General features: G+C 57.8%; 26 protein-coding genes. 10 read left to right on the forward strand and 16 right to left on the reverse strand.

What is annotated here, in order from left to right:
- Positions 1–45: 45 nt before the first annotated feature.
- Positions 46–588, reverse strand: a complete 543-nt coding sequence (locus tag AC0CW1_RS05660) for a TVP38/TMEM64 family protein (protein ID WP_488182068.1) — start codon at positions 586–588, stop codon at positions 46–48.
- A 30-nt stretch (positions 589–618) separates the two neighbouring features.
- The gene (locus AC0CW1_RS05665) at positions 619–1,626 is read right to left on the reverse strand and encodes a glycoside hydrolase family 113 (protein ID WP_488182131.1); all 1,008 of its coding nucleotides are present in this window, start codon (positions 1,624–1,626) and stop codon (positions 619–621) included.
- Positions 1,627–1,811: 185 nt separating this feature from the next.
- On the opposite strand from AC0CW1_RS05665, the gene AC0CW1_RS05670 reads away from it, so the two are divergent.
- The gene (locus AC0CW1_RS05670; RefSeq protein WP_488182069.1) at positions 1,812–1,991 is read left to right on the forward strand and encodes a hypothetical protein; all 180 of its coding nucleotides are present in this window, start codon (positions 1,812–1,814) and stop codon (positions 1,989–1,991) included.
- A gap of 12 nt (positions 1,992–2,003) precedes the next feature.
- On the opposite strand, the gene AC0CW1_RS05675 is transcribed toward AC0CW1_RS05670, so the two are convergent.
- The 4 genes from AC0CW1_RS05675 to AC0CW1_RS05690 all read right to left on the reverse strand — a co-directional run bounded on the left by AC0CW1_RS05675 (position 2,004) and on the right by AC0CW1_RS05690 (position 4,743).
- Entirely contained in the window at positions 2,004–2,804 is an 801-nt protein-coding gene (locus tag AC0CW1_RS05675; protein WP_488182132.1) for an N-acetylmuramoyl-L-alanine amidase, read from the reverse strand.
- A 356-nt stretch (positions 2,805–3,160) separates the two neighbouring features.
- A complete protein-coding gene (gene rnhA, locus AC0CW1_RS05680; RefSeq protein WP_488182070.1) occupies positions 3,161–3,634 on the reverse strand; it encodes a ribonuclease HI in 474 nt (157 codons plus the stop codon).
- A gap of 2 nt (positions 3,635–3,636) precedes the next feature.
- Positions 3,637–4,383 (reverse strand): polyphosphate kinase 2 family protein, encoded by a 747-nt coding sequence (locus tag AC0CW1_RS05685; protein WP_488182071.1) that lies wholly within the window; start codon positions 4,381–4,383, stop codon positions 3,637–3,639.
- Between the two features lie 174 nt (positions 4,384–4,557).
- Positions 4,558–4,743: a hypothetical protein gene (locus tag AC0CW1_RS05690; protein WP_488182072.1), complete on the reverse strand. Its 186-nt coding sequence runs from the start codon at positions 4,741–4,743 to the stop codon at positions 4,558–4,560.
- Between the two features lie 293 nt (positions 4,744–5,036).
- Here AC0CW1_RS05690 and AC0CW1_RS05695 point away from each other — a divergent pair, with 293 nt between their 5' ends.
- A complete protein-coding gene (locus tag AC0CW1_RS05695; RefSeq protein WP_488182073.1) occupies positions 5,037–5,408 on the forward strand; it encodes a YckD family protein in 372 nt (123 codons plus the stop codon).
- An 86-nt stretch (positions 5,409–5,494) separates the two neighbouring features.
- Here the strand turns inward: AC0CW1_RS05695 and AC0CW1_RS05700 are convergent, their stop codons facing one another.
- On the reverse strand, positions 5,495–6,541 hold the full coding sequence (locus tag AC0CW1_RS05700; RefSeq protein WP_488182074.1) for a S1C family serine protease: 1,047 nt from the start codon (positions 6,539–6,541) through the stop codon (positions 5,495–5,497).
- A gap of 173 nt (positions 6,542–6,714) precedes the next feature.
- Between AC0CW1_RS05700 and AC0CW1_RS05705 the strand changes: the two genes are divergently transcribed.
- Together AC0CW1_RS05705 and AC0CW1_RS05710 are read left to right on the forward strand one after the other, a co-directional pair.
- Complete coding sequence (locus AC0CW1_RS05705) at positions 6,715–7,380, forward strand: response regulator transcription factor (RefSeq protein WP_488182133.1); 666 nt, start codon at positions 6,715–6,717, stop codon at positions 7,378–7,380.
- The gene (locus tag AC0CW1_RS05710; RefSeq protein WP_488182075.1) at positions 7,377–9,194 is read left to right on the forward strand and encodes a sensor histidine kinase; all 1,818 of its coding nucleotides are present in this window, start codon (positions 7,377–7,379) and stop codon (positions 9,192–9,194) included. Before AC0CW1_RS05705 ends, AC0CW1_RS05710 begins: the two co-directional genes overlap by 4 nt.
- Before the next feature lie 218 nt (positions 9,195–9,412).
- On the opposite strand, the gene AC0CW1_RS05715 is transcribed toward AC0CW1_RS05710, so the two are convergent.
- The 3 genes from AC0CW1_RS05715 to AC0CW1_RS05725 all read right to left on the reverse strand — a co-directional run bounded on the left by AC0CW1_RS05715 (position 9,413) and on the right by AC0CW1_RS05725 (position 13,877).
- On the reverse strand, positions 9,413–10,693 hold the full coding sequence (locus AC0CW1_RS05715; RefSeq protein WP_488182076.1) for an ArsB/NhaD family transporter: 1,281 nt from the start codon (positions 10,691–10,693) through the stop codon (positions 9,413–9,415).
- 147 nt (positions 10,694–10,840) lie between these two features.
- Positions 10,841–13,351: a protein kinase domain-containing protein gene (locus tag AC0CW1_RS05720; protein ID WP_488182077.1), complete on the reverse strand. Its 2,511-nt coding sequence runs from the start codon at positions 13,349–13,351 to the stop codon at positions 10,841–10,843.
- A 106-nt stretch (positions 13,352–13,457) separates the two neighbouring features.
- Complete coding sequence (locus AC0CW1_RS05725; protein ID WP_488182078.1) at positions 13,458–13,877, reverse strand: hypothetical protein; 420 nt, start codon at positions 13,875–13,877, stop codon at positions 13,458–13,460.
- Between the two features lie 209 nt (positions 13,878–14,086).
- On the opposite strand from AC0CW1_RS05725, the gene AC0CW1_RS05730 reads away from it, so the two are divergent.
- Positions 14,087–14,404: a CC/Se motif family (seleno)protein gene (locus AC0CW1_RS05730; protein ID WP_488182079.1), complete on the forward strand. Its 318-nt coding sequence runs from the start codon at positions 14,087–14,089 to the stop codon at positions 14,402–14,404.
- Positions 14,405–14,557: 153 nt separating this feature from the next.
- Here AC0CW1_RS05730 and AC0CW1_RS05735 read toward each other — a convergent pair whose 3' ends face one another.
- The 3 genes from AC0CW1_RS05735 to feoB all read right to left on the reverse strand — a co-directional run bounded on the left by AC0CW1_RS05735 (position 14,558) and on the right by feoB (position 17,156).
- Entirely contained in the window at positions 14,558–14,779 is a 222-nt protein-coding gene (locus AC0CW1_RS05735) for a FeoA family protein (protein ID WP_488182080.1), read from the reverse strand.
- 78 nt (positions 14,780–14,857) lie between these two features.
- Positions 14,858–15,076 carry a hypothetical protein gene (locus tag AC0CW1_RS05740; RefSeq protein ID WP_488182081.1) on the reverse strand — a complete coding sequence of 73 codons (219 nt, stop codon included), beginning with the start codon at positions 15,074–15,076 and terminating at the stop codon, positions 14,858–14,860.
- A 97-nt stretch (positions 15,077–15,173) separates the two neighbouring features.
- Positions 15,174–17,156 carry a ferrous iron transport protein B gene (feoB, locus tag AC0CW1_RS05745; RefSeq protein ID WP_488182082.1) on the reverse strand — a complete coding sequence of 661 codons (1,983 nt, stop codon included), beginning with the start codon at positions 17,154–17,156 and terminating at the stop codon, positions 15,174–15,176.
- 379 nt (positions 17,157–17,535) lie between these two features.
- Between feoB and AC0CW1_RS05750 the strand changes: the two genes are divergently transcribed.
- Both AC0CW1_RS05750 and AC0CW1_RS05755 read left to right on the forward strand, forming a co-directional pair.
- Complete coding sequence (locus AC0CW1_RS05750) at positions 17,536–18,390, forward strand: ABC transporter ATP-binding protein (protein ID WP_488182083.1); 855 nt, start codon at positions 17,536–17,538, stop codon at positions 18,388–18,390.
- Positions 18,387–19,184: an ABC transporter permease gene (locus AC0CW1_RS05755; protein WP_488182084.1), complete on the forward strand. Its 798-nt coding sequence runs from the start codon at positions 18,387–18,389 to the stop codon at positions 19,182–19,184. The genes AC0CW1_RS05750 and AC0CW1_RS05755 overlap by 4 nt, the downstream gene beginning before the upstream one ends.
- Here AC0CW1_RS05755 and AC0CW1_RS05760 read toward each other — a convergent pair.
- Both AC0CW1_RS05760 and mutY read right to left on the reverse strand, forming a co-directional pair.
- Positions 19,169–20,116 carry a diacylglycerol/lipid kinase family protein gene (locus AC0CW1_RS05760; protein WP_488182085.1) on the reverse strand — a complete coding sequence of 316 codons (948 nt, stop codon included), beginning with the start codon at positions 20,114–20,116 and terminating at the stop codon, positions 19,169–19,171. The genes AC0CW1_RS05755 and AC0CW1_RS05760 overlap by 16 nt on opposite strands.
- A 90-nt stretch (positions 20,117–20,206) precedes the next feature.
- Positions 20,207–21,391 (reverse strand): A/G-specific adenine glycosylase, encoded by a 1,185-nt coding sequence (gene mutY, locus AC0CW1_RS05765; protein WP_488182086.1) that lies wholly within the window; start codon positions 21,389–21,391, stop codon positions 20,207–20,209.
- Positions 21,392–21,754: 363 nt separating this feature from the next.
- Here mutY and AC0CW1_RS05770 point away from each other — a divergent pair, with 363 nt between their 5' ends.
- The 3 genes from AC0CW1_RS05770 to AC0CW1_RS05780 all read left to right on the forward strand — a co-directional run bounded on the left by AC0CW1_RS05770 (position 21,755) and on the right by AC0CW1_RS05780 (position 23,356).
- Complete coding sequence (locus AC0CW1_RS05770) at positions 21,755–22,054, forward strand: zinc-ribbon domain containing protein (protein ID WP_488182087.1); 300 nt, start codon at positions 21,755–21,757, stop codon at positions 22,052–22,054.
- A 70-nt stretch (positions 22,055–22,124) separates the two neighbouring features.
- The gene (locus AC0CW1_RS05775; protein WP_488182088.1) at positions 22,125–22,976 is read left to right on the forward strand and encodes an ABC transporter ATP-binding protein; all 852 of its coding nucleotides are present in this window, start codon (positions 22,125–22,127) and stop codon (positions 22,974–22,976) included.
- Positions 22,973–23,356 carry an ABC transporter permease gene (locus AC0CW1_RS05780; RefSeq protein ID WP_488182089.1) on the forward strand — a complete coding sequence of 128 codons (384 nt, stop codon included), beginning with the start codon at positions 22,973–22,975 and terminating at the stop codon, positions 23,354–23,356. Before AC0CW1_RS05775 ends, AC0CW1_RS05780 begins: the two co-directional genes overlap by 4 nt.
- A 448-nt stretch (positions 23,357–23,804) precedes the next feature.
- Here the strand turns inward: AC0CW1_RS05780 and AC0CW1_RS05785 are convergent, their stop codons facing one another.
- Positions 23,805–24,260, reverse strand: a complete 456-nt coding sequence (locus AC0CW1_RS05785; RefSeq protein ID WP_488182090.1) for a helix-turn-helix domain-containing protein — start codon at positions 24,258–24,260, stop codon at positions 23,805–23,807.
- Between the last annotated feature and the right edge of the window lie 91 nt (positions 24,261–24,351).

The raw sequence follows: 24,351 nt of genomic DNA on the forward strand, positions 1-24,351 counted from the left end.
TTATTATGGTATCATCCCTCCGGGGCGTTGCGCAAACCTTTGTCGCTATTGCCCGATCAAAAGGGAGACGCCGGCGCCGACGGCGGCCAGAAAAACAGCCCAAGGGGCGATCGCCACCGCCTGGGTCCAGAGATAGCGACGAAAAGGCACATGGTAGAGCGGCGCCAGATATTTTACGATATCCCCACCGATGAAGGGAATCAAGCGGACACCGATGAGAAACACCGGTGAGGCGACGGGAAAGTCGCGCAGCCAGCGGGGCAGCTTGGCGAAGTGCTCCGGCAGGGAGACCTCTTCAGCGCTCCGGCGAATCAGCCAGTAGCCGGTCACAGCGCCCCCCATGGAGCCGAGCCAGTTGGCCACAGCGCCAAGGGCCGTCCCGTAGATGAAGCCATTGGTGAGGGCCACCGGGTCGGAGCTCATCGGCGAGATGCTGAGAAGAATATGGGCTGGAATGGTGAAGAAAAAGGCCCAGGGGCCTTGGGCGCGCATCCAGTCGACGGCGCCTTTAAGATCAAAGCCGAGCGCCGTCACAGCCAAAGGCAACGCCATCAGCGCAACGAACAGCACCAGTGTCTTGTAACGCATTTTCTCCCCTCGTTCCCTACTCCCCAAAAGTCATAACCGGTTCAACATATCCCGCAAGGCGGCTGTCCAGGCGCTACCGGAAACTTCTGTCGGCGCGGCGGCGATGACGGCTTCCGCCGGCCTGCCCATCGGGTAATAACGTGACTCGGGCATGTGAATCTGGAAGACAGAGGCGCCCATGAACCAGGGCTGATGCCAAAAGACGCGAAAGAAGGCGGCGAAGCAATCCCGCTGCTCTTGCAGGTTCTCCTTTTCGGATGGGATGGCGCTCCAGGGCATGCAGTTCGTGCCGGCCCGATCCACATAGCCCACTTCCCCAAAAAAGATCGGTTTTTGCCACTGTCGATGCATCTCTTTCACCTGTTCCAGGATGGGCTGCCGGCGCAGGTAGCGGGTCGAATAGCGCCAGGCGTCGACCAGTTCCTTCTCCGGCGGCCCCTCCCGGTTCGTCAGTTCAAAGTAGGCCGATATGGAGATAAAGTCCAGCTTGCCGAAGAGCGGGTTTTGCAGCTTGCGCCGGTATTCGAGGAAAGAGACGGGATTGGCCCAAGAGGTATACCACCACTGGGTCCGGTAGGTGATCTGCCCCCGGTAAATCTTGCGGATATCGTCGATCAGCGCGATCCATCGCTCGGGGTAGGGCTCCAGGTGGCTGATGCCGTCAGAGATGACGAGCGTGTCGATCCCTTCCTGGTGGGCAAAGTAGGCGGCTTGGAAGCAGATCTTGCCCCATTCCTCGAACCAGGCATCCACATCGCCGGGATTCCAGGCTGTCTCGGCCAGGCCGCCGGCCTGCACCCAGGGAAAGGGTTCGAGAAAGGCCGCCAAGCCGGCCCGGCGGATCTCCTCCATGGCCTTGGCGGCCTGATCAAAGGCCTGACCGTGCAGCGTCATCGCGGCCGCCCGGGGATCCGGCACATCAACCCGGAGGGGGACGTTGAGCCGGTTCAGCTTCAAACGGCGGGCATTTTCCAGCGGCAGGCGGATATCATCCATCCGGTCCGGCAGCAGGTTCCCCGATTTGATTTTTCTTGTCACACCCAACGGCCCCACTCCCCCGCCGCCAAGCGGCTGAATTCTCATTGTCTGTCACTTTCTTTTAACATTCTATTCAAGAAGACGCGACGTCCACCCTATCCCGCCTGGGCGCAGTATGGTATTCTCTTGGTAAACAGCGAAGCGGACAGCCCTTTTTTCGTTGTCCGGCAGGAAGGAGATCACCCATGGCAAACCAAAAAAAAGCCCGGCCGCAAAGCGAGCCGGAAAAGAGCAGCTTCATGACGATGATCCCCGGCTTCCGTTCCCAAACCCCCTGGAAGATGGGCGCGGCAGGCGCCTTTTATCTGACCATGCTCCTCTACATCCTCGTTTTAACAGGAATCATCCCCAACCCGCCGCGCTAGGGTAAAAGGGCGCTATTCTTTGATGTCCACTCCTGCTGCTTTCACTTTGGCGAAGACAAAGTCGATAGCGCGATCGATCAACACAACCGCCTCTTCTCGCGTCAGCGGGTCAGCAGGGCGGAAACGGCTGTCGCCGTCGCCGCGAATGAGGCCGCGCTGCAAGGCTTTGGCGATGGCCGCTGCTGTCGGACGGTCTGAGGGAACGTCGGCAAAAGGACCCGACGCCGGCTTAGGCGAACCGGAACCGGGTTTTTCCACAGGAGCGTCAATGCTGAGGAACGCACCGATCCCCCGGGCGATGGCTTCTGCCGCTTTCGCTTGAAAATCCGGTGAACGCAGCAGCGCTTCTTCGGCTGCATTGGTGATAAAGGCCAGTTCGATCAGGACAGCCGGCATGGCGGTCCGGCGAAGAACATAGAAGTTGGCTTCCTTGACCCCGCGATCACGCAACCCCGAGGCAGGAACCAGAAAGCTGGCGATCGATCTCGCCAGTCGCTCCCCTTGACCGCCGAACTTGTAACAATAGACCTCTGCACCGTTAGCCGCCGGACTGTCGGCGGCGTTGCTGTGGATGCTGACAAAGTAATCAGCGCCGGCGTTATTGGCGAAGGTCGCCCGTGCCTGCAGATCGCTGTTGACGTCTGTGCCCGGAGAAGTATCACCCTCTCTCGTCAGGATGACTTCGATCGACGGCGCCAGCAGGCTGGCGACGCCTTTCGCCACAGCGAGATTAACATCGGCCTCCCGCAAGCCTGTCGGCCCTAACGCCCCCGGATCAAACCCGCCATGACCCGGATCGATGACCAATTTCACCAAGGAAGATTCCCCCTTTCGGTCCCTGGTTTCCAGTGTATGCCGCCTTTTTCGATAGGGGAACTCTGCCGCTCAGGCTCGCTTCGACGCAAAAAAATCACCCGCCGGGGCGATTTTTTTCAACATAAATTTAATGTTTGCTTCGTAACCGTTGACTTCTCGGCGATGGCGTTGATTTTGCCAGCAACTGACTTTTCATATGTCCGCGAGCATCCACCACAGGAAAAGATTCATCGCGCCGTAGAGCAGCAAGAAATATCCGATTCCTCCGGCGATCCACAACAGCTTGATTCGCATGGGCTCACACTCCTGGGTCTCACTTTACTGCCAGTTTGCCCAGGAAAGGCAGCCCCTTATCAGGGGCGCTCATCCGGCGGGAGGTTGGGCCGGGCAGCGGCCGCCGTGGCCAGCTTGTCACAGCGCTCGTTCTCCGGGTGACCAGCATGTCCCTTCACCCAGCGAAATTCGACTTGATGCCGGTCGAGCAGATGGAGCAATCGCTCCCAGAGATCGACATTCAAGGCTGGTTCCTTTTTATTGCGCATCCAGCCGTTAGCCTTCCATCGCTTCGCCCAGCCCTTGGTGACAGAATCGACAAGATAACGGGAGTCGCTGTGCAAGACGACCTGGCAGGGCTCCTTCAATGCCTCCAGCGCCTTGATGGCCGCCAGCATCTCCATGCGGTTGTTGGTGGTGTCTCGAAACCCCTCGGAGAGTTCTTTGCGGTGCTCCCCGTAGATCAGCACCGCGCCATACCCGCCCGGTCCCGGGTTGCCTGAACAGGCGCCGTCAGTGTAGATGGTGACGGCCTTTCTCTTATCTTGCGTCATGGCTATGAATGACATCCCGTCGCTATGCACTCCTTACCCTGGCGGAAGACCCGCTTGTAATGTTCGAGGATGACTTCCATAGTGCAGATGCGGGCCCACTTCTTCTGCTCGCCGGAGATGATGTGCCAGGGGGCGAGGGCCGTATGGGTCTTTTCCAGCATCTCTTCAATGGCTTCCTTGTATTCCTCCCACTTGTCGCGGTTGCGCCAGTCCTCTTTCGTGATCTTCCATCGTTTGTAGGGGTTCGACTCACGGTCGCGAAAACGGCGAAGCTGCTCCTCCGGGGAGATGTGCAGGAAAACCTTGATCAACAGCGTGCCGTCGCTGACGAGCATCTTTTCAAACTCATTGATCTCGGCGTAGGCGCGCTTCCAGGCCTCTTTCGGGCAGAGCTTCTCCACCCGCTCCACCATCACCCTGCCGTACCAACTGCGGTCAAAGATCCCCATCTCGCCAGCTTTGGGCAGGCGAAGCCAGAAGCGGCGCAGGTAGTGATGACGCATCTCTTCCGGGCTCGGGGCGCCGATGGGGTGGACATGATAGGTCCGGGGGTCCATCTGCTCGGTGATGCGCCGGATGACGCCTCCCTTGCCCGAGGCATCCCAGCCTTCGAAAACGAGGAGGACGGGGACTTTTTCCTCGATCATGCGAAACTGGTATTTCAAAAGGTCCAACTGCAGTTTCCGCAACCGTTCCTCATACTCCCGCTCGGGAATGCGGGCTTTCAAATCCACATCAACGAGACGCATGGCGCTTCCTCCTCCAAAACCTTCCTTTTTCATCAGTATACCATGGGCGCGCAACCCTGAGGAACAACCTTGGGAAAATTGCCGAAGGATGGAATTTCAGAAAGGATAACGAGAAAAACAAAGAAAGACCGGCTACCTGAAAAAGCCGGTCCTTTGTTCGGATTGATTATTTTTTTATCGGGCCGATGAACACTGCACGCCGACGCGCTTGCGTTCATTCTCGCACAAGGCAGTGACGACAGGCTTGAGCATCTGTAAGCCTTCCACGATCTTGCGTTCCGTCAATTCATTGTATTTTTTCTCTGCATAGGAATAGGCCGCCGCCCCGGAAAGCAGTGTCACTACGAGCTTGCCAATCATCTGTCTCCACCTCGATTCACATAGGGGCTCATCTCTATTTTAAGTGTTTGTGAGAACAAATACAATTTAGACGGACTATGATCATTCCTGCCACAAAACACCTACATTTTCCAGCCCCTCTATCGGCAACGGCGCCCGCCCACGAGACCAGCCCTCGTTACGACAACTGTAACAAAACTGTCACAAGGTCGTTACCGCTTCGTCATTTTAAAGGGGTATACTAGGATCAAAGCAAAGGATCGCACAGCGGTCCGGAGGGTATCTGTCTTAGATTGCGAGGAGGTGCGACAGTGATGAAACGAAAATGGATCATCGCCGTAGCGATCATGCTGGCGCTGACGGTGGCCCTGCCGACAGCCTATGCGGCGCTGACTGAGGCGCAACAGCAGGAGGTCAGCAAATTGCACCAGCAGATGCTGGAAGTCCGCAAGCAGATGATCGACAAGTATGTCGAGTTCGGTCAACTGACGCCGGAACAAGGCCAGCAGATGAAGGACCGCATGGACCAGATGTCTGAATACCGTATGAAAAATGGCCTTGGCAGCGGCGGCCCCGGGATGGGAAGACGGGGCGGATTCGGCCCCGGCGCCGGCGGATGCCTCGGCAGCGGCTTCGGACCTGGCAACTTCGGTTCGGGACCGGCGGCAACACAACCGTCCAATTAAATCCACGGAAAAAGCGGAAGGTCACCCTTCCGCTTTTTGCTTCCTATCGCTTTTTCCATCATGCAGTTCGGTCTGTCCTGGCCGTGTCACTGAGGCAGTTGGGCCAGCGTTGTCTCCAGTGTCAATGCCTCGCCATAGCGGTGAACGCCCAGGCTGATCCCATCGCCGACAGCATGGTCGGCGATCAGGTTGGAGAACTCGCGAGCGCTCCCAAAGCGAGTGCCATCGATGGACTCGATGATATCGCCCTGCCGGAGACCGGCGGCGGCAGCGGGACTTCCCGGCGAGACCCTCCGTATGTAGAAGCCCTGTGGCACTTGGTAATACTGGGCGGCCCTTTCGGTGATGAAGACGCCCTCCACACCGAGCCAGGGGCGCGTCACATGGCCTTGCTCGATCAACTGCTGTACGATCGGCTTCGCCACATTCACTGGGATGGCAAAGCCCATCCCTTCGACACCTTCGATGGAGATTTTTGCGCTGTTGATGCCGATCAGTTCGCCTCGGGTGTTGAAAAGGCCGCCGCCGGAGTTGCCAGGATTGATGGCGGCGTCCGTCTGGATCACCTTCAAATGGACGTCGTCCACATCCAGGGTCCGGTCCAAGGCGCTCACGATCCCGTGGGTGACGGTGCGGGCGAACTCTTTGCCCAATGGGTTGCCGATGGCCACCACCAGTTCCCCCACCTCCAGGGTATCTGAATTCCCCATTGCAACGGCGGTCAGGTTGTCTGCATCGATTTTGACGACAGCCAGATCGGAACGGGCGTCGCGCCCGACGATGCTGCCTTTGACGGCCCGTCCATCGGCCAGTTCAACTTGGAGGGAACGGGCTCCTTCCACAACATGGTTGTTGGTGACGATGTATCCTTTTTCAGCATCGATGATCACGCCTGAGCCGGATGACTGCTCCACCATCTTTTCAAAGATGCTTTCGCTTACATTGGTGATGGAGACAATGGCCGGTCCGGCTGATTTAGCGATGCGCGGCACAGGCCAGTTGAAGACGCCTGGATAAGGCGAATCATTGGCCCAGGCGCCGGGAAGGCCGGCGGTGCCCGGCGGTATAAATCCGAGCAGGGCCGCGACAAAAAGCAATGGGAGAACCATGCTATGAAGGCTTCGTCTGCTCAATTCTGACACCCCTTATTGTATTTTTTCGTAAAAATTATAATACCAGAGGAAGATCGCATCAAGGCCATCGCATGGAAGCGGGAAAATTTGTAGAATAAAGGCAAGAGGAGGTGTTCCCCCTGAAGGCGGACACAACGGTGTTAATCGTAGAAGACGAGGAGAAGATCCGGCGCATGCTGCGCCTCTTTCTGGAACAGGAGGAGTTTATCGTCCTCGAGGCGGAAGAAGGTCGTCCTGCATTGGACATCCTGCGGCGTCAGGTCGTCGATCTGGTCATCCTGGATCTGATGATGCCCGGCCTAGACGGTTGGACCACCTGCCGCAAGATCCGAGAGATATCGGAACTGCCGATCCTGATCCTGACCGCCCGGGGTGAAGAAGCGGACCGCGTCCTGGGCTTTGAGTTGGGCGCTGACGACTATGTGATCAAGCCCTTCAGCCCCCGCGAGATCGTCCTCCGCGTCAAAGCGTTGCTTCGCCGACGCGCGCCGGCCGCCCCGTCGAAGGCGGAGACAACGCCATCGACGGAGAAGAGTCTCCACTTCCCAGATCTCCGCCTCTATCCGGAAGGGCGCAAAGCGGTGATCAAAGGAGAAACGCTCTCCCTTTCGCCGCTGGAGTATGACCTGCTGCTCTACCTCGCCCAAAATGCGGGCAGGGTGTTAAGCCGCGATCTGCTTTTAGAGCGGGTCTGGGGCTATGATTTTGCCGGCGACAGCCGGACAGTGGACACTCATGTGCGCCGGTTGAGGGAAAAACTGTCCCGCCTCTCCCCCGCCGCCGCCGGCTACATTGGCACTGTTCGCGGCGCTGGCTATAAATTCGAGGTCGATCCATGAAGATCACCCGAAGCATCGTCGGCAAGTTTTGGCTCACCCTGGCCGGATTTTCGCTGGTCCTTCTGCTGCTGGCGGCGTGGCTCTTCTCCACTTTCTTCGCCAATTATTACATCCAAAGGGAAACGGATGAACTGGTCAGCCAAGTCACTCTAATCGCGATGGAAGAGGATCCAGCCTTAGCGAGACGGCTGGCTATCGCCATCGCCGCTGATTCGGAGGCCCTTATCGTCCAATGTGATCGAGAGGGAAACGTGACCGATGTGCTCAGCCCCTATGGGGGCCCACCGTGGTTGTCGGCCTCTCCTTCGACCCCTTCGACGACCCCATCTCCCCGAGGCGGCCCTCGCTTCCGCTGGGGCGCTTGGCGGTTTTGGAGCAATTCATCAGAGGAATACTGCCCTCCCTCAACGGGAACGGACGCAAACCCCTCTGACAATGCAGATTCCGGAACCGGACGCGGTCCCAAGATGGGCGCCGGAATGGGACCGATGCGCGGTCCCATGTGGGGCCAAAGCGCTATTGTTCAACCGGAAGCGCAAAATCAACCGAAGAACCTCTCCCTTGACTTTCCAAAAATAGAGTTGACACACCCGGACAAAGAACGCTTGCAACGCGGCGAAATCATCGTTCGCCAAGGGCCCTTCGCTGCTTCTGGAACCTCTGCCGGCGCCGATGGTGAAGGCGCTAAAGATTCCCCGGCAGAGGGCACTACCGGAACCTCGTCCAGCGTCGCCAGCAAAATTTCCGCCCTTTCCGTAGCCGTTCCCCACCGAGCAGGGAACGATGTGGACAAGGTCATCTTCGCTTTTCGGCCCTTGCAGCCGATCAACGAGACCATTCAGGACGTTCGCCTCTGGTTGTTCGGCGCCGGCGCCTTGACCCTGCTGTTTTCTACCCTTGTCGCCTACCTGCTTTCTAAAAAAGTCGCCCGGCCCTTAACGACGCTCCATGCGGCGGCGGAGCAGATGCGCCGCGGCCAATTCAACGAGCGGGCGCCGGTGGAAGGCGACGATGAACTCGGCCGACTGGGGGAAACATTGAACTCCTTGTCGAGCGAACTGGCGATCAGCCTACGCCAGTTGGAAGATAAAAATGACCAGTTGGCTCGAGGGATGCAGAGCATGCGTGACTTGGCGGCCAATGTCTCCCATGACCTGCGCACTCCCCTGTTTCTGATCCAGGGCTACGCCGAAGCGCTCCGGGATGATATGGCCAAGACGCCCGACGATCGCCGTCAGATGGCCGAGATTATCCTGGAGGAAACAGACCGGATGCAGCGGCTTGTCCAGGATATGCTACAGTTGGCCCAATTGGAATCAGGATACTTCGCTTTGCAGCGAGAAGCAATTGCTCCAGAGGCTTTGATCAGCCGCGTGGCTCGCAAGCTCGCCGGAGCGGCGGAAGAACGACAAGTACGGTTGACGTGCCCGGTTTGCCATAGCGAACTCGCGCTCCCTGTCATCGATGCCGACCCCGACCGGCTCACCCAGGCTTTGGTCAACCTTGTCGACAACGCGCTGCGCCATACGCCAGCTGGCGGAGAGGTTACATTAGGTCTGGCGGCACAGGCCCATGCGGTGCGTTTTTCCGTAGACGATACCGGTCCAGGATTAGCCGAAGAAGATTTCAGCCGTGTCTGGGAGCGCTTTTACCGGGGAGAAAAATCGCGGAGCCGCAAAACGCCCGGCACAGGATTGGGTCTGGCCATCGTCAAGGCGATCGTGGAAAGCCATGGCGGCCAGATCGGCGTGGAAAACCGGCAAGGCGGAGGCGCCTCCTTCTTCTTTACGATCCCCGTCAGTCCCGCCCAGTGAACTCAAAAAACGTCCAAATAAAAACTAGGCAACATGGCGAGGCGGCAAATCCAAAAACACAAAAAAAAGACCCGACACAAGTCGGGCTACGCAGATGGGTATTGAAAGAAGGCACCTTCATCATAATCGCATTTAAGCGGAAAAGCATCGGACCCAGGACCCGGTTTTTGCCGGGACTTGTGTCCCATTTTTTAGCAAAAACCACTGACATTGAAAGCCTAGTTGAGGTAGCGCAACCAAAGGTAGATATGGGATATGACGATGCTGACGAGCATCAGCGGAAAGGCCACCTTCATAAAGCGGAGGAAAGAGATGGCGACGCCGTTTTTCTCGGCCATGCCGGCGACGATGACATTGGCCGAAGCCCCGATGATGGTGCCGTTGCCGCCTAGACAAGCGCCGAGGGCGAGGCTCCACCAAAGGGGCATCGTATCCATGCCGCCCATCTCCCCCATGGCTTTGATCAGCGGTATCATCGTAGCCACGAAGGGGATGTTGTCGACAAAAGCCGAAGCGATGGCCGAGAGCCAGAGGATCAGGATGGTCGTCGGTCCCACAGCGCCGCCGGTCAGGCGCAACCCCGCCTCGGCGATCCAGCGGATGACGCCCACATGTTCGAGAGCGCCGACGATGACGAACAGACCGATGAAGAAAAAGAGAGTCGGCCACTCGACGGCCAGCAGGATATCTTCTGGCTCCTCTCGCGTGAACAGGAGCAGGAAGGCGGCGCCAGCCAGGGCGATGGTGGCGGATTCAAGATGAAGCAGACCGTGAAGCATGAAGCCGAGGATGGTCAGAGCGAGCACAAAGGCCGCCTTGCGCAGCAGGGCTCGGTCTTTGATCGCCTGCGACTCGTCGAGGGCCATGATCCGGGCTTTGCTGGCATCGTCCGCTTGCAGTTCCCGGCGGTAGATCCACTTGAGGAGCAGCAAGGTGACGGCCATGATCGGTACAACGATCGGCGCTAGATTGAAAACGAAGTCGTTGAAACTAAGCCCGACAGCGCCGCCGATCATGATGTTCGGCGGGTCGCCGATCAACGTCGCCGTGCCGCCGATGTTGGCCGCCAGAACCTCAGAGATGAGAAAGGGCACAGGGTCCACATCGAGGGTATCTGTAATCGAAAGGGTGACTGGAACGATCAAGAGCACCGTCGTCACATTGTCCAGGAGGGCCGAGGCCACCGCCGTGACGATGGATAGCAGGATCAGGATACCGGTAGGGCTACCTTTCGCCGCTTTGGCGGCTTTGACGGCAAAGTACTCAAAGACACCTGTACGCCGTAAAATGCCGACGATGATCATCATGCCGATCAACAGGCCCAGGGTGTTAAAGTCGACAGCATGGACCGCCTCCTCCTGGGAGAGGATGCCGAGGAGCAGCATGACGACGGCGCCGAGCAGGGCCACCGTCATACGGTGGATTTTTTCAGAGATGATCAGGCCGTAGGAAAGCAAGAAAATCGCGATGGCCGTCATCACCTGCCATTCATGGGGCATGGAAAAGAGTCCCTCCTAGCGGATTGGTTTTCCTCAATGCTATCACGAAAATCGTTGAAAAAGCATTTTCATGAATTGAATAACTACTCCTTCACACTACCATTGTCTCCAAAAGCGCCCCGTCTTCCTCTTACTTCCCTGGTTCTCTTATTCGGGGGGAAGCCCCGCATCCTCCAGCAACTGCTGAACAGTGGGGTAGCGCCGGTCCGGATCCTTTTCCAGGCAGCGGAGGATGAGGGACTCCAGCTTTTCGGAGAGCAATGGGTTCAAACCCCGCGGTGTGACGGCCGCCCGGCCGCTCTGATGGAGTTCGCGCAAGCGCGACAGATCGCCTGCCGCATCGAGGGACAAAGCCAGTTCCTCGGGCCGCTGAAAGGTCGTCGTGATCACCCTGTCCATGAGCGCCTGGATGTTCTCTTCGCTGTCATCGCCAGTGGTAAAAGGCGGGTAGCCGGTGACCGCCTCGAAGAGGGTGGCGCCGAAAGAAAACAGATCAGCTCGTTGGTCATGGCGCCCGTCGCCCCAACCGGTCTGACAGCGAATCACCTCCGGCGCCGTGTAGGGGGGTGTTCCCAGGTTTCCCAAAGTCTCGATGGGCGTAAAGCCGGGGTTGCGGGGGAGTTTGTCTGATAAGACCGGTTTTTCCCGGAAAGGCCTTTCGCGCAACGGCTCCTCTTCATTGTACAACTCCCTGGAGATGCGCAGCGTGCCCAGGTCGGCCAGGCGGATCTTCCCGAGGTCTTCGGTGATGAGAATATTGTCCGGCTTGATATCGCGGTGGATGTATTCAGGACCGAGTCCATGCACATAGGCGAGCGCCGCGCCGACAGCCCCAATGAGCCGGAACGCCTCCCGCTCAGAGAGGGGACGCCGTTCGACGATCTTACCCTCCTGATCATAACGGTAGAGGCGATTTTTGAGGGAACTGTCGAGCAGTTCGACGACAAAGCTGAATCGGGTGAAATCGACGCTATCAGGAAAACCTTGGATCAAATTATGGACACCGCCCAGGCTCATCGTCAGGATGGCCTCGTTTTTGAAGCGCTTGCGAGCCTTCTCTCTACCGAGCAGGTTGGCCTTCAGCATCTTCAAGGCGCCCAGTTGACCGGTCACCCGGTGGCGAACTTTCCAGACCTCAGCAAAGCCCCCCTCCCCCAGTTTGAGCAACCGCTCCCAGTCACCGCGCAGGTGATCGCCGGCGAGGGGATCCCAGGTGAGCGCCTGTCGCTGAATCGTTTCTGCCTGGAAAAGGTTTTCCCGGCGCCGGTAGACCTCGCCGAGGTAGAAGAGGGCACGCGCCAAGTGGGTGCGGTTCTCATCACTGTCGGGGACGATCCGGGAAGCCGCCTCGGCCAGCAGTTGTTCAGCCTCAGCAAGTTGACCGCCCCGAAAGAGCAACCGACCGAGCTTGGCCGACGCGAGACCAGCGACCGGGTTGCGCGTCGGCTCTTCCTGTGCTTTTTCCTTAGTTTTTACCTTTTGCGGCGTTTTTTCACTGCCGGCGAGAACATTCACATAAAATTCCTTCGCCTCGCTAAGGGCGCCTTCTTCCTCGGCCATCTCCCCCAACGCCAACAGAGCCATCCCGTTGGAGGGTTCCATTTCCAACACCTTCAGCCAGGCTTTTCTGGCGTCGAAGCGCACCCTGCGGTATCCCGACGATGTCGTTTGTTCGTGCTGCCAAGCGGTCAAGGATCGCGCCAACTGGATCTGAAGGGGCAGATCCCTTTTTTTCCTCAAGGCGGAGCGCTGGAGCCAGAAGACCGCCTTCCCCCACTGTCTCTGCTCAAAATAGAACTGGCCGAGCTTTTGTTCCGCCTCTAGCTTCTCGCGCAGGCTGAGGTAACGGATAGCCTCCTCCAACAGGGCCAGGTGAGATTCGTCTGGTTTTTTTTTGGCTAACACCCAGCGGGCCAGGAAACGCTGGATGCGGATTCCCATCTCTTCATCATGATCTCCGCGATGGCGAAGGTAGCGCCGCAGCCAGGCCACATCCCCTTCGTCTGGTTCGCTCTTGCGCAAGCGCGCCGTGACGAGACGGTCGTCCCAGAGCCGCCGCAATTCCCATTCGGGGGGGAATCGCCCGGCTTCCCACAGGTCGGCGCCGAGCACCCGGCGCAGTTCCCTCGACAAACGGGGAAAGTGAGTGAAAAGGGGATCGCCGCTCAGGAGGTCGCCTGGGTCGTACTGAGCCAGCATCTCACCGGTGACCGCCAACGCCCGCTCATAGAGGTCGAGCGCCTCAGTGTCGGTCCGGTTGCGGTCGGCGCAGCCGACAGCGGCCGCCCAGAGGGCGAAGGGGTTTTCCGGAAGGTGGCGAGCGGCTGTCACGAAGATAGGCAGAGAGCGGGGGTGCAAGCCCCGGTATCCCAGTTCACCGTGACAGCGCAACAACAGCCAGGCTGTATCTATCGTTTTCGTCTCATCATCCCGGCCTGCATTCGCCATCCGCTTTTGCTGCGCAGGATTTCCGTATTCCTCATCCCACAGGTCGGCCGCCTCATAAAAAGCGATATAATCTCCATTGAGAACAGCCAGAGCCAAGGCGAGCTTGCCCTCTTCGGGCCCCTCCTCCGGCGCAATCGCCTTCGCTGCCGCGCCGTAACGGCCCGTGGAAATCAACAGCTTGAGGTACACCTTTTTGCTTTCCGTCAACATCGTCTCTTATGGTCCCCCATCACGGCGAAATGAAAAAAACCGGGTCTCCCCGGTTTTTGGCGCCTCCGGCGTGCCCGCCGACCAGCGATATAGAATCAAAGACAAGTTATGATTGTCCACCGCCGAATCCCATGGCGCCGCTGCGCAGGAGTTCCTGCTGACGGTTGGTGAATTGCGATACCTGATCAGGATTCATGATGTTGCTGCCCACCAGTTGACTTTGCAGTTCACCGACAGGCAATTCCCGCCACTGATCAAACTGGGATTGATTGATCAGACCGTTGTGGAGCAGGTTCTTCAGAATGACACCAGCCAAAGGGTCCTTCGAAACGTCAGGGCTGTTGAAACCGCCGGCAAGCTCACAAGCCGCTCCCTGCGGCCCCGCCATGATATGCCCCGGAGGAACCGTCGGAGGGATATAGGTTCCTCCCGGCCCAGGAGAGTTCAGCAACCGTTCGGAAAGGTTCGCCCTGTAGATATAATAACCAATGGCTGCGCTGATGACCAGAAGAATCAACCATACCATTCCCATTCCCATTCCTTGAACTGTCCCCTTTCTCGAAGTCTGTAAAAAACTTCGGCCTTTCCTGTAATAATCTCATTATACAAACCGAAGCGGCGCTTGTCGATGTGATTATGCAATCTCTTGGGATGGACGTTTTTATGCTTGAAGACAATTTCTCATCCTGGTACAATCTTTATGTAATTACTTCTATTGCCAGGAGGTCTATCGCGATGCAATTTGCGGAAGAATGCAGCGATCTTTTTTCCATCGAACCGGACGCGCGACAGTATATCCTGGACCGAGGCGGTGTCATCCATATCACGATAGCCAGCGCCACCGTCACCCCCTCCCAGGCGACGACGCTCCTGATCGATATCGGTGTCCCGCGGGGCGCGGGAACAAAATACCTACGCTTCGACCAAGATGGCCTGATCATCTACCTCTCAAAAAACCTGTCCGGCGCCGACGGTCCCTACCGCATCACCCTTGATACCTTATGGCGTTTGAAAAAATTAGCCGTCCAGGTGACCGACCAGCCGGGGCAGTAATGTTCCAACTTTTTTGAAAGACAAAGTGCAAAAAAGGCTTGACCCGAACAGAGCGGGCAAGCCCTTTTTTCATTTCTTTGCAGTTCTTATCTTCATTCACTTGGCGATTCACTTCGTTAATGCCCTTCACGCCGTCCCTTCAGACGGTAAGGGTTAGGCCACAACGCAAATATTAATGTCCTCGGCCATCCGGCGGCCGATGGCCAACTCCTGATGCCGCTTTCGCACGATCACCGGACCAGCGGGGATAACCTCTTGTACGGTCACCGTCTCGCCCTCGGAGATGCCGAAGCGGATCGCCTGAGCACGCACGAGGGGGTGGCGAATAGCCATAATGCAGACCGTCTGCCCTTTCAAACCGCAATCGAGCGTCATCACAATTCCTCCCTTTTTTCGTTTACCCTTTCATCTGTTTACGCTTTTTCTTTCGTTATCGCCTTTTTGCACGTTTCCTTATTTCGAACAGCTCCCGCAATTGCCGCAACCGCCGCAACCCATGGCGGGCCGGAGCAGGGTGTTGCAGCGAGGGCATCGATCACTTGGCAGGTGCTTTCCGTCTCCCTGACCTTGCTGCCATGCCCGCACATCGAGACCGCAGCCAGGGCAGGCATCCACATACGGTCCGGAAGCGCAAGCGCTGGCTGTCTTTTGTTTCGAGGAAAACCATCCCACGGCAGCGCCCTCCCTTAAGAAGCCAAGTATAGCCGATGCGCCCCCTTTTGCCGGAACGCATCTTGAGCATCCGGGTCAATCGGGATTAAGTCGAGGTTTAATCGGTCTGGCAACAGGCGTCGGCGCTGGCGCAGTCGTCCCGCTTTTTCGGCGCGAAGAGGAGCACAGCGCCCACCAGTAAGCCCATCAAACCGGCGAAAGCGGCGACAGTCAGGTAGACCTCTTCCAGACGGGCGTACAGTTGAGCCACGATCCCGCCGACCAGGAAGGCGATGACCCAGGTGGAGAGCCACATGACGAGGGCTTCCTTCTTGGAACGCTCCTTGAAGAGGATCAGCACGGTGGCGATGCAAGGGACAAAGAGGGTGATGACGGCCAGGGCCACAACGGCCTGGTGGGGTGCGAGGGTCATGTCAGCCAGGCCGGCAGCGCCGAAGTCGCGGCGGACGAGGCCCATGATGAAGACGGTGGCCGTCTCCTTCGGCAAGCCGAGCCAGCCAACGGTGAGCGGCGCTAAAGCGTCCTGGAGCGCTTCCAGGGCGCCCGTCACCTGGAGGACACTGATAATCAGCGAGCCCAGGGCGAAAAGCGGGAGCGCCTCTTTGACGAAGGCGTAGGACTTGATGCCCGTCTTTTTCAGCACGTTGACCACGCGAGGCAAGCGGATGGGCGGCAGTTCGATCAGCAGGTCAGAGGAGCGGCCGGGGATGACCCGGTCCATGATCATCCCTACGCCGATGAGGATAGAGAGGATGATCAGCACATACATGAAGACGAAGGCCGGTTCGATGGCAGCCAGAATGCCGGTGATGACACCCAACTGGGCCGAACAGGGGATGGCCAGGCCGAGCAAGAAGATGGCGATGCGTTTTTCCCGCTCTGAGGCGAGCAGCCGGGTGGTGATGGTGGCCAGGGTGACACAGCCGAAGCCGAGGATCAGAGGGATGACGGCCCGGCCGTTCAAGCCCAGGTAGGTGAGCACGCGGTCGGTCAGTGCGGCCACCCGGGGCAGGTACCCCGAATCTTCCAGGGTGGACAAAGAAAGATAGAAGGCCACGACAAGCGGCAGCAGCAGGCCGAAGACATAGGTGACGGTCATCGTCACGAGGCCGAACTCGCCGAAGAGGATCATTCCGACGGCCGATTCGGGGTCAATCATCGGTGACAGCAGATCGCGCACAAAGGGCTCATAGTAGGCGAGGAAGATGCCTTCTTCGGTCAGTCCAACGATGTCGCCGGCGACCCAGACGCCGATCAGTTGGTACATGAAGTAGAGAACTGCCGCGAGGATGGGGATCCCGGTGATGGGGCGGACCATCCAGTAGCCGAGCTTGACGGAGAAGTTCGCCCCCTGGGTCGTCTCAGTGACGACGGCCTGGCAGACTTCGTTGACGCGCTGGCGCCGCTCCAGGTAGATCTCTTCCCTGCGGGAGGATGTCGTAATATGGTAGGTCTGCCGGATGCCTTCGTCTCCTTCCAGGGCCAACAGCGCCTCGCCCCGATTGACCGTCACGGCGGCCACTGCGTCTATCTCTCTGGCGAGGGACGCGCTGGTGCGGCCCGGTCGGGCGTCGGCGAGGGTCTTTTCCACTTCCTTAAGCCCTTGTCCTTCGATAGCCACCGACGGGACGACAGGAACGCCCAGCTCCTGCGAGAGGCCTTCAAAATCGATGTGAATCCCCCGCCGCTTCGCCTCGTCGACCATGTTGACGGCGATGACAACAGGAACGCCGGTGTCGATGATTTGCAAGGAGAGGAAGAGGTCCCGCTCCAGGTGCAAGGCGTTGACAATGTTCAGGACCATGTCAGCCTGGAGGATCACGTCACGGGCGATGCGCTCCTCATCGTTAAAAGAAGAGAGACCGTAGATACCGGGGGTGTCCATGACCACCCAGTCCTTGTAACGGCCGTGAGAAATGTCGAGAGTGGTGCCGGGGTAGTTGGACACATCGACATACATCCCGGTCAAGTGATTGAAAAAGACTGATTTGCCTACATTGGGGTTGCCGGCGAGAACCAGCTTCTTTTCCCCTTTGCCAATATCAAGTTTAATCGGTGCGCCGTGACAGGTCGCCGCCATGGTGTCTCCCTCCTTGTGGGTCTGAGCAATAAGGCTAAGTCCCCACTAATCCCAAATGAGAATGAATTTCTTTTTTATCTGCGACTTCATATTAATTGAATTTCATTCTCAACGCAATACCCAATTTGTCGATTCACGCCAAAAAAAATCCGCCCTAGAAAAGAGCGGCAAAAGCGTGAGAAAAAGAACCAACGTAACGCAGGATTTTTTAATGATATGGATAATTATTACGAATAGTCCGCTATACTACCTGATCCCGCAATGGGTTATCTCAACGCTCCTTATCCCGTCATCCGATTTTCCTTTATCTCGTTTTCCCTTATTCCGTTTTACTTATCGCATGACAACTGATAATCTTTTCAAACAAGGGAGCTTCGCCATGATCATTCTCGAATCACTGACAAAAGCCTTTGAAAAGCGCACCGTCGTGGACAACCTCTCCCTCGTCATTGAGACGGGCGAGTTTTTTGGCCTGCTGGGACCCAACGGCGCGGGAAAGACGACGACGATCCGCATGCTGATGACGCTGGCCAAACCGACATCTGGCCGGATCATCATCGACAGCCGGGACATGACCCGCGATTCCATGGCCATGAAGTCCATGATCGGCCTCGTGCCTCAGCACATCAACCTGGACGGCGAACTGACGGCTAGGGAAAACTTAGAGATGCATGGACGCCTCTTCGGATTGACCGCCCGTGCGCGCAAGGAGCGCATGGAAGAACTGCTGACCTTCGTCGAAATGGCCGACCGAGCCGACGAGCCGGTGCGACGCCTCTCGGGCGGCATGAAACGGCGCATCCTCATCGCCCGCGCCCTCATGCACCGGCCATCGATCCTGCTCCTCGACGAGCCGACGATCGGCCTCGATCCGATCAGCCGACGCCGCATGTGGGATCTGGTCCGCAAGCTGAATACAGGCGGCCAGACGATCCTGTTGACGACCCACTATTTAGAGGAAGCCGACGCCCTCTGCAACCGCGTGGGGCTCTTGAACCGCGGCAAACTGGTCGAACTGGGCACGCCGGCGGAACTGAAATCGCGCATCGGCGCCTTCGTCGTCGAGGTCGATAACGGCGGCAAACGAGACAGCCATTTTTTCCCGACCCGCGAAGCGGCCACAGGTTTTATCAGCGAAATCCAGGACAAAGTCGATTCGGTGTCTCTGCGCCAGACGAATCTGGAGGATGTGTTCATTCAATTGACGTCCGGAGAAAGGTTGGGACAGGATTGAATCCACCGTTGCAGCATGTACCGCAACCGCATTCACAACCGCGGCATTCGCCTCTGCTGGCGGGCATCAGCACCATCCTCTGGCAGGAGTACCGGGTCTTCACCCGGCGCTTCTGGCGCAACACGGCCTCGACGATGGTGACGCCGCTCCTCTACCTCTTCGCCTTCGGCTTCGGCCTGGGACGGGGGCTTCGCTTTGAAGGCGCTTCCTATCTGGAGTTCGTTATTCCAGGCATCGTGGCCTTGACGACGATGACCTCCTCCTTCAACGCCGTCGCCACGCCACTCAACATCTCGCGCCTCTATGACAAGACCTTTGAAGAATACCTGACCGCCCCGATCCCCATGGCGGCCATCACCATCGGACGCATCCTGGCCGGCGCTTGCCGGGGGCTTTTTTCGGGCTTTGTGATGCTGACCCTCTCTCTCATCTTCGGCGTCAGCCTCCACCTGGACGGGCGCTTCCTGCTGCTGCTCTTTCTCAACTGTTTCGTCTTCGCCGGCTTCGGCTTCTGGGCGGCCTTGACGATCCAGTCCCACTCAGACATCAACAAGTTCAACGCCTTCGTGATCAGCCCCATGTCCTTCCTCTGCGGGACCTTCTTCTCACTGCAGAACATCCCGCCGCTCCTGTCGGCCTTCTTGCACCTGCTACCCCTCACCCACACCACCCAAGGTCTGCGCTCAATCGCGCTGACCGGACAACTGCCATGGGAGAGCTTAGCCGCCCTCACCATCTACGGCCTAACCTTTTTCTTTTTGGGGTTGCGGGCCTGTTATCAGGTGGAAGAGTGACGGCAATCGTGAGTCGTACGGGTACTGTCTGGAGAAAACACGGTGAGCCTCCCTGGACAGACTGACACCTCCCATGGCAGGGACGGCCCCACTTCCCCATCCAGGTCCGTTTCAAGGTCGGATGAACCGCTGATGCGAAAGGCTGCCGCCTGGTGATAGGTCACCAACGGCGAGCGGATGTGCTCTCCTTGCAGGACCCGGACGAAGAGCCCCACAAATTCGCTGATGCTGCAGGCGCGGAAGATGAGCAGGTCCAGCAGACCATCATCCAGCCTGGCCGACGGCGCCAAGGTGGTGAAGCTGCCTGCGCCAGCGCCATTCATGACAAGAAAGAGGAGCGTCTCACCGGAATAGGTGAAATCATCGCCCGGCGTCTCGACAGTCAGGTGAAAGGGACGGAACTCGGGCAGTTGTTCCAAAGCCTTCAAGTAATAGGCCAGCTTGCCCATGTTGTGCTTGAGCGGCTGGGCTACCTTGTGGGATATATCGGTCATCAAACCGCCGCTGGCGACATTGAGAAAAAAACGCGTTCCCAACTGGCCTACGTCGATCACGCGAGTCTTGCCTTCGACGATGATCCGGCAACAGGTCTCCACATCGCGGGGCAAACGCAAAAAGGACGCCAGGTCATTGGCCGTGCCCGCCGGAATGATGCCGAGACTCGGCGGGGCAGTTCCCTGATCGGAAAGACGCATCAGACCGTTGATCACCTGGTGGAGGGTCCCGTCGCCGCCAACCGCTACGACGGTGGAACAGCCCTCGGCCAGCGCAGCCTCGGCTGCATCGGCCGTATCGCCTAGCGTCTCTTGCGTCCGGTGGGCCAGCACCTGCCAGCCCCCTTGCTGAAAAATGGCGATTGCCCGGTCCAGATGACGGCGAAAAGCACCGACGCCAGCTTCCGGGTTATAGATCAGCTTCATCCGTTTGGCCATGTCGTCCTCCCTTTCGGACCGGCGTCGCGCCGGGAAGGTGATGGCACCGCAATCGACCATCGTTCACGTGCCAACTAGATATAAAACTGCTCACATCATCCCGTAATGTTTAAGGATCTTCAGGGTCAACTTGTTCATGGGCAACCGGGAGCGGTCCTCGGAAGTGCTCCATATCCAAGGACGCCCGAATCCTACGTTATCGGCCCGACCCCGTAGGCATAGCCCATCTTGCGAGAACACAGCTTCCGCCATCGCCTCTTGCGCCTCTTTTTCTTCCGGTATTGATTTTGCTTGCTTCTTTTCTGAATTCACCTTTTCCGCCACGACTCCTGCCATCATCAAGCCATCGCCGCCGCTCCAGCGGGCAGGGTAAACATCGACCACCCAGGTCAGGTGGGAAAAGACATGGCGGAACTGGCTCGGCTCGCTGCGGTCGATTTCCAGTCGACCCGCCTCCCACGAGGGCATTCCTTCCAAAGAGGGCAGTTCCCACATCCCCGCCAGGAGCCCTTCTTGGGAGCGCTGGTTCAACAACAGTCTTCCCTGACCATCGGTGATCAACAGGGCCTTCCAATGGAGCACAGGGGTTTCCTTGCGTGCTTTGCGTACCGGCAACGCCTCAACAGTTCCGTCCTGCAAGGCGACGCAGTGAGCCGCCAGGGGACAGCCTTCGCAACGAGCGGAACGGGGCAGGCAGACGAGAGCGCCCAGTTCCATCAATGCCTGTGTCCAGTCGGCCACCCGCTCGCGCGGCAGGCGGTCCAACTGTGCCTGGGACGCCTGTTGCGCCTGCCGGAGCAGAGCCGGGCTGCCCACCGGGTCGCTCCAGCCGAAGAAACGGGAAAAGACGCGGCAAACATTGCCGTCCACCGCCGGTATCGGGAGGGCGAAGGCGATGGACATAACGGCGCCGCAGATATAAGGTCCCACGCCGGGAAGGGAACGAAACTGTTTCGGGTCAGCCGCGATCGCCCCGCCGTCACGCTCTACGACCTGACGAGCGGCGGATTGCAGGTTGCGCGCCCGCGAGTAGTAGCCGAGACCTTCCCAGGCTTTCAACACCATCTCTTCGGGCGCCATGGCCAGCGCCGCCGGGTTGGGAAACCTCGCCAAAAAGGCGTCGTAGTACGGGATCACCGTCTCTACCCGCGTCTGTTGCAGCATCACCTCAGAAACCCAGATCGCGTAAGGGTCCTTCGTCCGTCGCCAGGGAAGATCGCGATTGTTTTTGTCATACCAATGCAACAGTTCTTGCGCCCAATTCATCTGTGTCATAAATCCTCATCATAAATGTAATGTGGTAAAGGCAGTTACGTATTCGTAGGAAACGAGTTGGGGACTTCTACCGGTCGATACCTGTTGCTATGCATCCATCATTTAAACCTGATCCACTTCGATTATAGGGCCATTTTGCGTCCATGTCCAAAGGATTGGAAATCAAAACAAAAAAATTGCCTTTTTTTTCTGGCTTGCGTATAATATAACCAACCATCGGTTCGAAGTGTCCGCCTACCGCAAAACGTCAACCCGTCCTTGTTTCGGCGCTGTCCGGGGAACGGTTGGTATTGGTTTTTGGGGATCTAGGCCACGACCCGGACCAGGGAATATCATTTGTCCGAAGAAAGGACGGGATTTCTTGTGTTTGAAGATCGTACGCTGACCTGCAAGGAATGTGGCGTGGAATTCCTGTTCTCCGCGCGGGAACAAGAGTTTTACGCGGAAAAGGGCTTCCAAAACGATCCCAGCCGTTGCCCCGACTGCCGGGCCGCTCGCAAGCGCCGCATGGCCGAATCGGGTCAAGCCCCGATGCAGCAACAGCGGGAGATGCATGAAGTTGTCTGCTCCTCCTGCGGCGTCACCACCACCGTTCCCTTCCGTCCCTCCGGTTCGCGCCCCGTTTATTGCCGCGAATGCTTCCAAAGCCAACGCTCTTATTAATTATGTAACTGCATGATAAGAAACTTTGAGGCGCCGGTGTCCCCGGCGCCTTCGCTATTGGCGTAGGGGGGTGGCTGTCATCGCAACATCGAAGCAAGCACGTCCGCTCTTGTCCTGGTCAGAGGTCTCCTTACGCGCTTCCTCCATCACTAGCGTAACGACGGAGGAAGGGCAACGGGAACGACGTCTCTTAGACGGTGTCAGCGGTTCTTTGGCATCAGGAGAAATCTTGACCCTGTTAGGCCCCTCCGGTTCGGGCAAAAGCACCCTCCTCCGGACGCTCAACCGTTTGTTCCCCATCGACGGCGGCCAGATCCGGTTTCAAGAACAGCCGCTGGAAAGCTGGCCAGTGACCGAACTGCGGAGGCGCATCGCCTTCATCGCTCAGCAACCGGCCTTTTTTCCTGGAACGACGGAGGAGAATCTGACTTACGGCGCGCGCCTCTGGAACCTACCCTGCGACCCTATTCCGTTGATGACTGCCGTGCACCTGGAAGCGGACCTGCTCTGTCGACCCGTCGACACCCTCTCTGGCGGCCAGCAGCAGCGTCTCGCCCTCGCCCGTTCCCTCGCCCTCGACCCGGATGTGCTGCTGTTGGACGAACCCACCTCTGCTCTGGACATCCATACGACCCGCGAGATCGAGGAGATGGTTGTCCGGCTGGCCGCCCAGGCACGCAAAGGGGTGGTCTGGGTCACCCACGACCCGGAACAGGCCCGCCGGGTGAGCCAGCGAATCCTTCTGCTCGCCAAAGGCCGTCTCGTCGCCGACCTGCCGAAGGACGCCTTTTTCTCGGACCAGGCGGTTGAAGCGGTGCGTGATTTTCTGGAGGTCTCCAACGGAAACGATGATAAAGGCACTAAAGAAAAGGCGCACATCATGAACGGCGGAAACGCCGATGGAAAAGGAGTGCAAGAATGAGCCTTGTTGCGCTGATGCTCAGCTTAAGCTTTGTCGCCATTGCCCTGGCCGTCTCCTACCGGGAACAACTCGGCCTGGAAAAGGACATGCTGCTCGGCACGATCCGGGCCTTCATCCAACTCTTTGCCATCGGTTACGTGCTCCAATTCATCTTTGATCTGCGCTCCCTGCCAGGCATCATGGCCATTCTAGCCGTCATGATCGTCGTGGCCGTCCAAAACGCCGCAAAGCGCGCCTCCGCCCTGCCCCGCCCGACAGCCCGACTCTACATCCTGGGCGCCCTTGTCCTGGCAGAGACGATCACATTGGGCCTGCTGCTCAGCCTGGGCATCGTGCCGCTGGAGCCGCAATTCATCATCCCTCTTGTCGGGTATCACTGAAATTGAGAAAAACAAAACCCCGTTCCTGGACGTTATTCGACGTTACGAGACGTTACAAAAACCCAATAAAATAAAGGGAATGTGAGTGTGTGAGTGTGTCCAGTATGGATCGAGGACGACCTGACGGAGTGAGACGAAATTCCGTCGGATCGTCCTCTTTTTTGCACTTTTGCCGGACGAGTAACGCATCGACGCGCGGATGTTAGCAAAATCGTTAGAACCCGCGTTACTACGGCGTTATCGGCGTTTACGACCGCGCGGCAACGGCCAATTTTCAGCCCGAAACGGCCTCCTGATTGCGGAACTTGATTGCGGAACTCGCAATGATTGCGGAACTTCCGCGAAAACCCGCGCCGTTACTGGATTATTGGGTATTTTTCGGCAGCGCCGCGTGCCGCCGATTGCGGAACCGCAAATGATATAAAAATCTATCAAGAAGGCCAAAAAATTAAGCCAACTTACTTTTTGCGGCGGCCTCTTCGCGTTCGTAACCATTCGTCGATCTGGACGACGCTCCCGTCCTGCCTTGCGGGTTGCTGTCCTGGCTAATGAGCAAACCTTCGACGATCCCTTCGACTTTGATCCTGTTTTCCTTCGTCAGCTGTTTAACCTTCGCAAAGAACTCAATATCCTGCGGTGAAAGATCAATGTCGGAGTAACCACTCACCTTTCGTTCTGGCGAAGCCGGTTCAATCGCAAACCTTTCCTCCCCTGTTAATATCCAATCGATCGAAACCTCCAATTCTCGGCTTAACGAGATTAGTGCGGCAGCGGACGGCATAGACTTGTTGTTTTCGATGTCGCTTAAATTGCCGCTCGATATGCCGGTCGCTTTTTGAATGTCAATCTGCGTCAAACCCTTGCGCTTCCTCGCTTCTTTCAACCTCGAACCAATTGTTTTCATAGAAACACCCCATTCTCGGATAATAGTAAAAAAAATCTCGGAATAACGATATTAACGCTTGATAATCTCGGAAATCCGAGATATAATCGGT

This window comes from Heliomicrobium sulfidophilum, assembly GCF_057715735.1.

What these genes read in the sequence shown, in the direction of transcription:
- AC0CW1_RS05750 (WP_488182083.1), top strand. Translation starts at nt 17,536, where the DNA reads ATGATCATTCTCGAATCACTGACAAAAGCCTTTGAAAAGCGCACCGTC.
- AC0CW1_RS05670 (WP_488182069.1), top strand. Translation starts at nt 1,812, where the DNA reads ATGGCAAACCAAAAAAAAGCCCGGCCGCAAAGCGAGCCGGAAAAGAGC.
- AC0CW1_RS05660 (WP_488182068.1), bottom strand. Translation starts at nt 588, where the DNA reads ATGCGTTACAAGACACTGGTGCTGTTCGTTGCGCTGATGGCGTTGCCT.
- AC0CW1_RS05690 (WP_488182072.1), bottom strand. Translation starts at nt 4,743, where the DNA reads ATGATTGGCAAGCTCGTAGTGACACTGCTTTCCGGGGCGGCGGCCTAT.
- AC0CW1_RS05725 (WP_488182078.1), bottom strand. Translation starts at nt 13,877, where the DNA reads ATGGTATGGTTGATTCTTCTGGTCATCAGCGCAGCCATTGGTTATTAT.
- AC0CW1_RS05735 (WP_488182080.1), bottom strand. Translation starts at nt 14,779, where the DNA reads ATGACGCTCGATTGCGGTTTGAAAGGGCAGACGGTCTGCATTATGGCT.
- feoB (WP_488182082.1), bottom strand. Translation starts at nt 17,156, where the DNA reads ATGGCGGCGACCTGTCACGGCGCACCGATTAAACTTGATATTGGCAAA.
- AC0CW1_RS05730 (WP_488182079.1), top strand. Translation starts at nt 14,087, where the DNA reads ATGCAATTTGCGGAAGAATGCAGCGATCTTTTTTCCATCGAACCGGAC.
- AC0CW1_RS05705 (WP_488182133.1), top strand. Translation starts at nt 6,715, where the DNA reads ATGCTGCGCCTCTTTCTGGAACAGGAGGAGTTTATCGTCCTCGAGGCG.
- rnhA (WP_488182070.1), bottom strand. Translation starts at nt 3,634, where the DNA reads ATGACGCAAGATAAGAGAAAGGCCGTCACCATCTACACTGACGGCGCC.
- mutY (WP_488182086.1), bottom strand. Translation starts at nt 21,391, where the DNA reads ATGACACAGATGAATTGGGCGCAAGAACTGTTGCATTGGTATGACAAA.
- AC0CW1_RS05720 (WP_488182077.1), bottom strand. Translation starts at nt 13,351, where the DNA reads ATGTTGACGGAAAGCAAAAAGGTGTACCTCAAGCTGTTGATTTCCACG.
- AC0CW1_RS05785 (WP_488182090.1), bottom strand. Translation starts at nt 24,260, where the DNA reads ATGAAAACAATTGGTTCGAGGTTGAAAGAAGCGAGGAAGCGCAAGGGT.
- AC0CW1_RS05695 (WP_488182073.1), top strand. Translation starts at nt 5,037, where the DNA reads ATGAAACGAAAATGGATCATCGCCGTAGCGATCATGCTGGCGCTGACG.
- AC0CW1_RS05685 (WP_488182071.1), bottom strand. Translation starts at nt 4,383, where the DNA reads ATGCGTCTCGTTGATGTGGATTTGAAAGCCCGCATTCCCGAGCGGGAG.
- AC0CW1_RS05710 (WP_488182075.1), top strand. Translation starts at nt 7,377, where the DNA reads ATGAAGATCACCCGAAGCATCGTCGGCAAGTTTTGGCTCACCCTGGCC.
- AC0CW1_RS05715 (WP_488182076.1), bottom strand. Translation starts at nt 10,693, where the DNA reads ATGCCCCATGAATGGCAGGTGATGACGGCCATCGCGATTTTCTTGCTT.
- AC0CW1_RS05760 (WP_488182085.1), bottom strand. Translation starts at nt 20,116, where the DNA reads ATGGCCAAACGGATGAAGCTGATCTATAACCCGGAAGCTGGCGTCGGT.
- AC0CW1_RS05780 (WP_488182089.1), top strand. Translation starts at nt 22,973, where the DNA reads ATGAGCCTTGTTGCGCTGATGCTCAGCTTAAGCTTTGTCGCCATTGCC.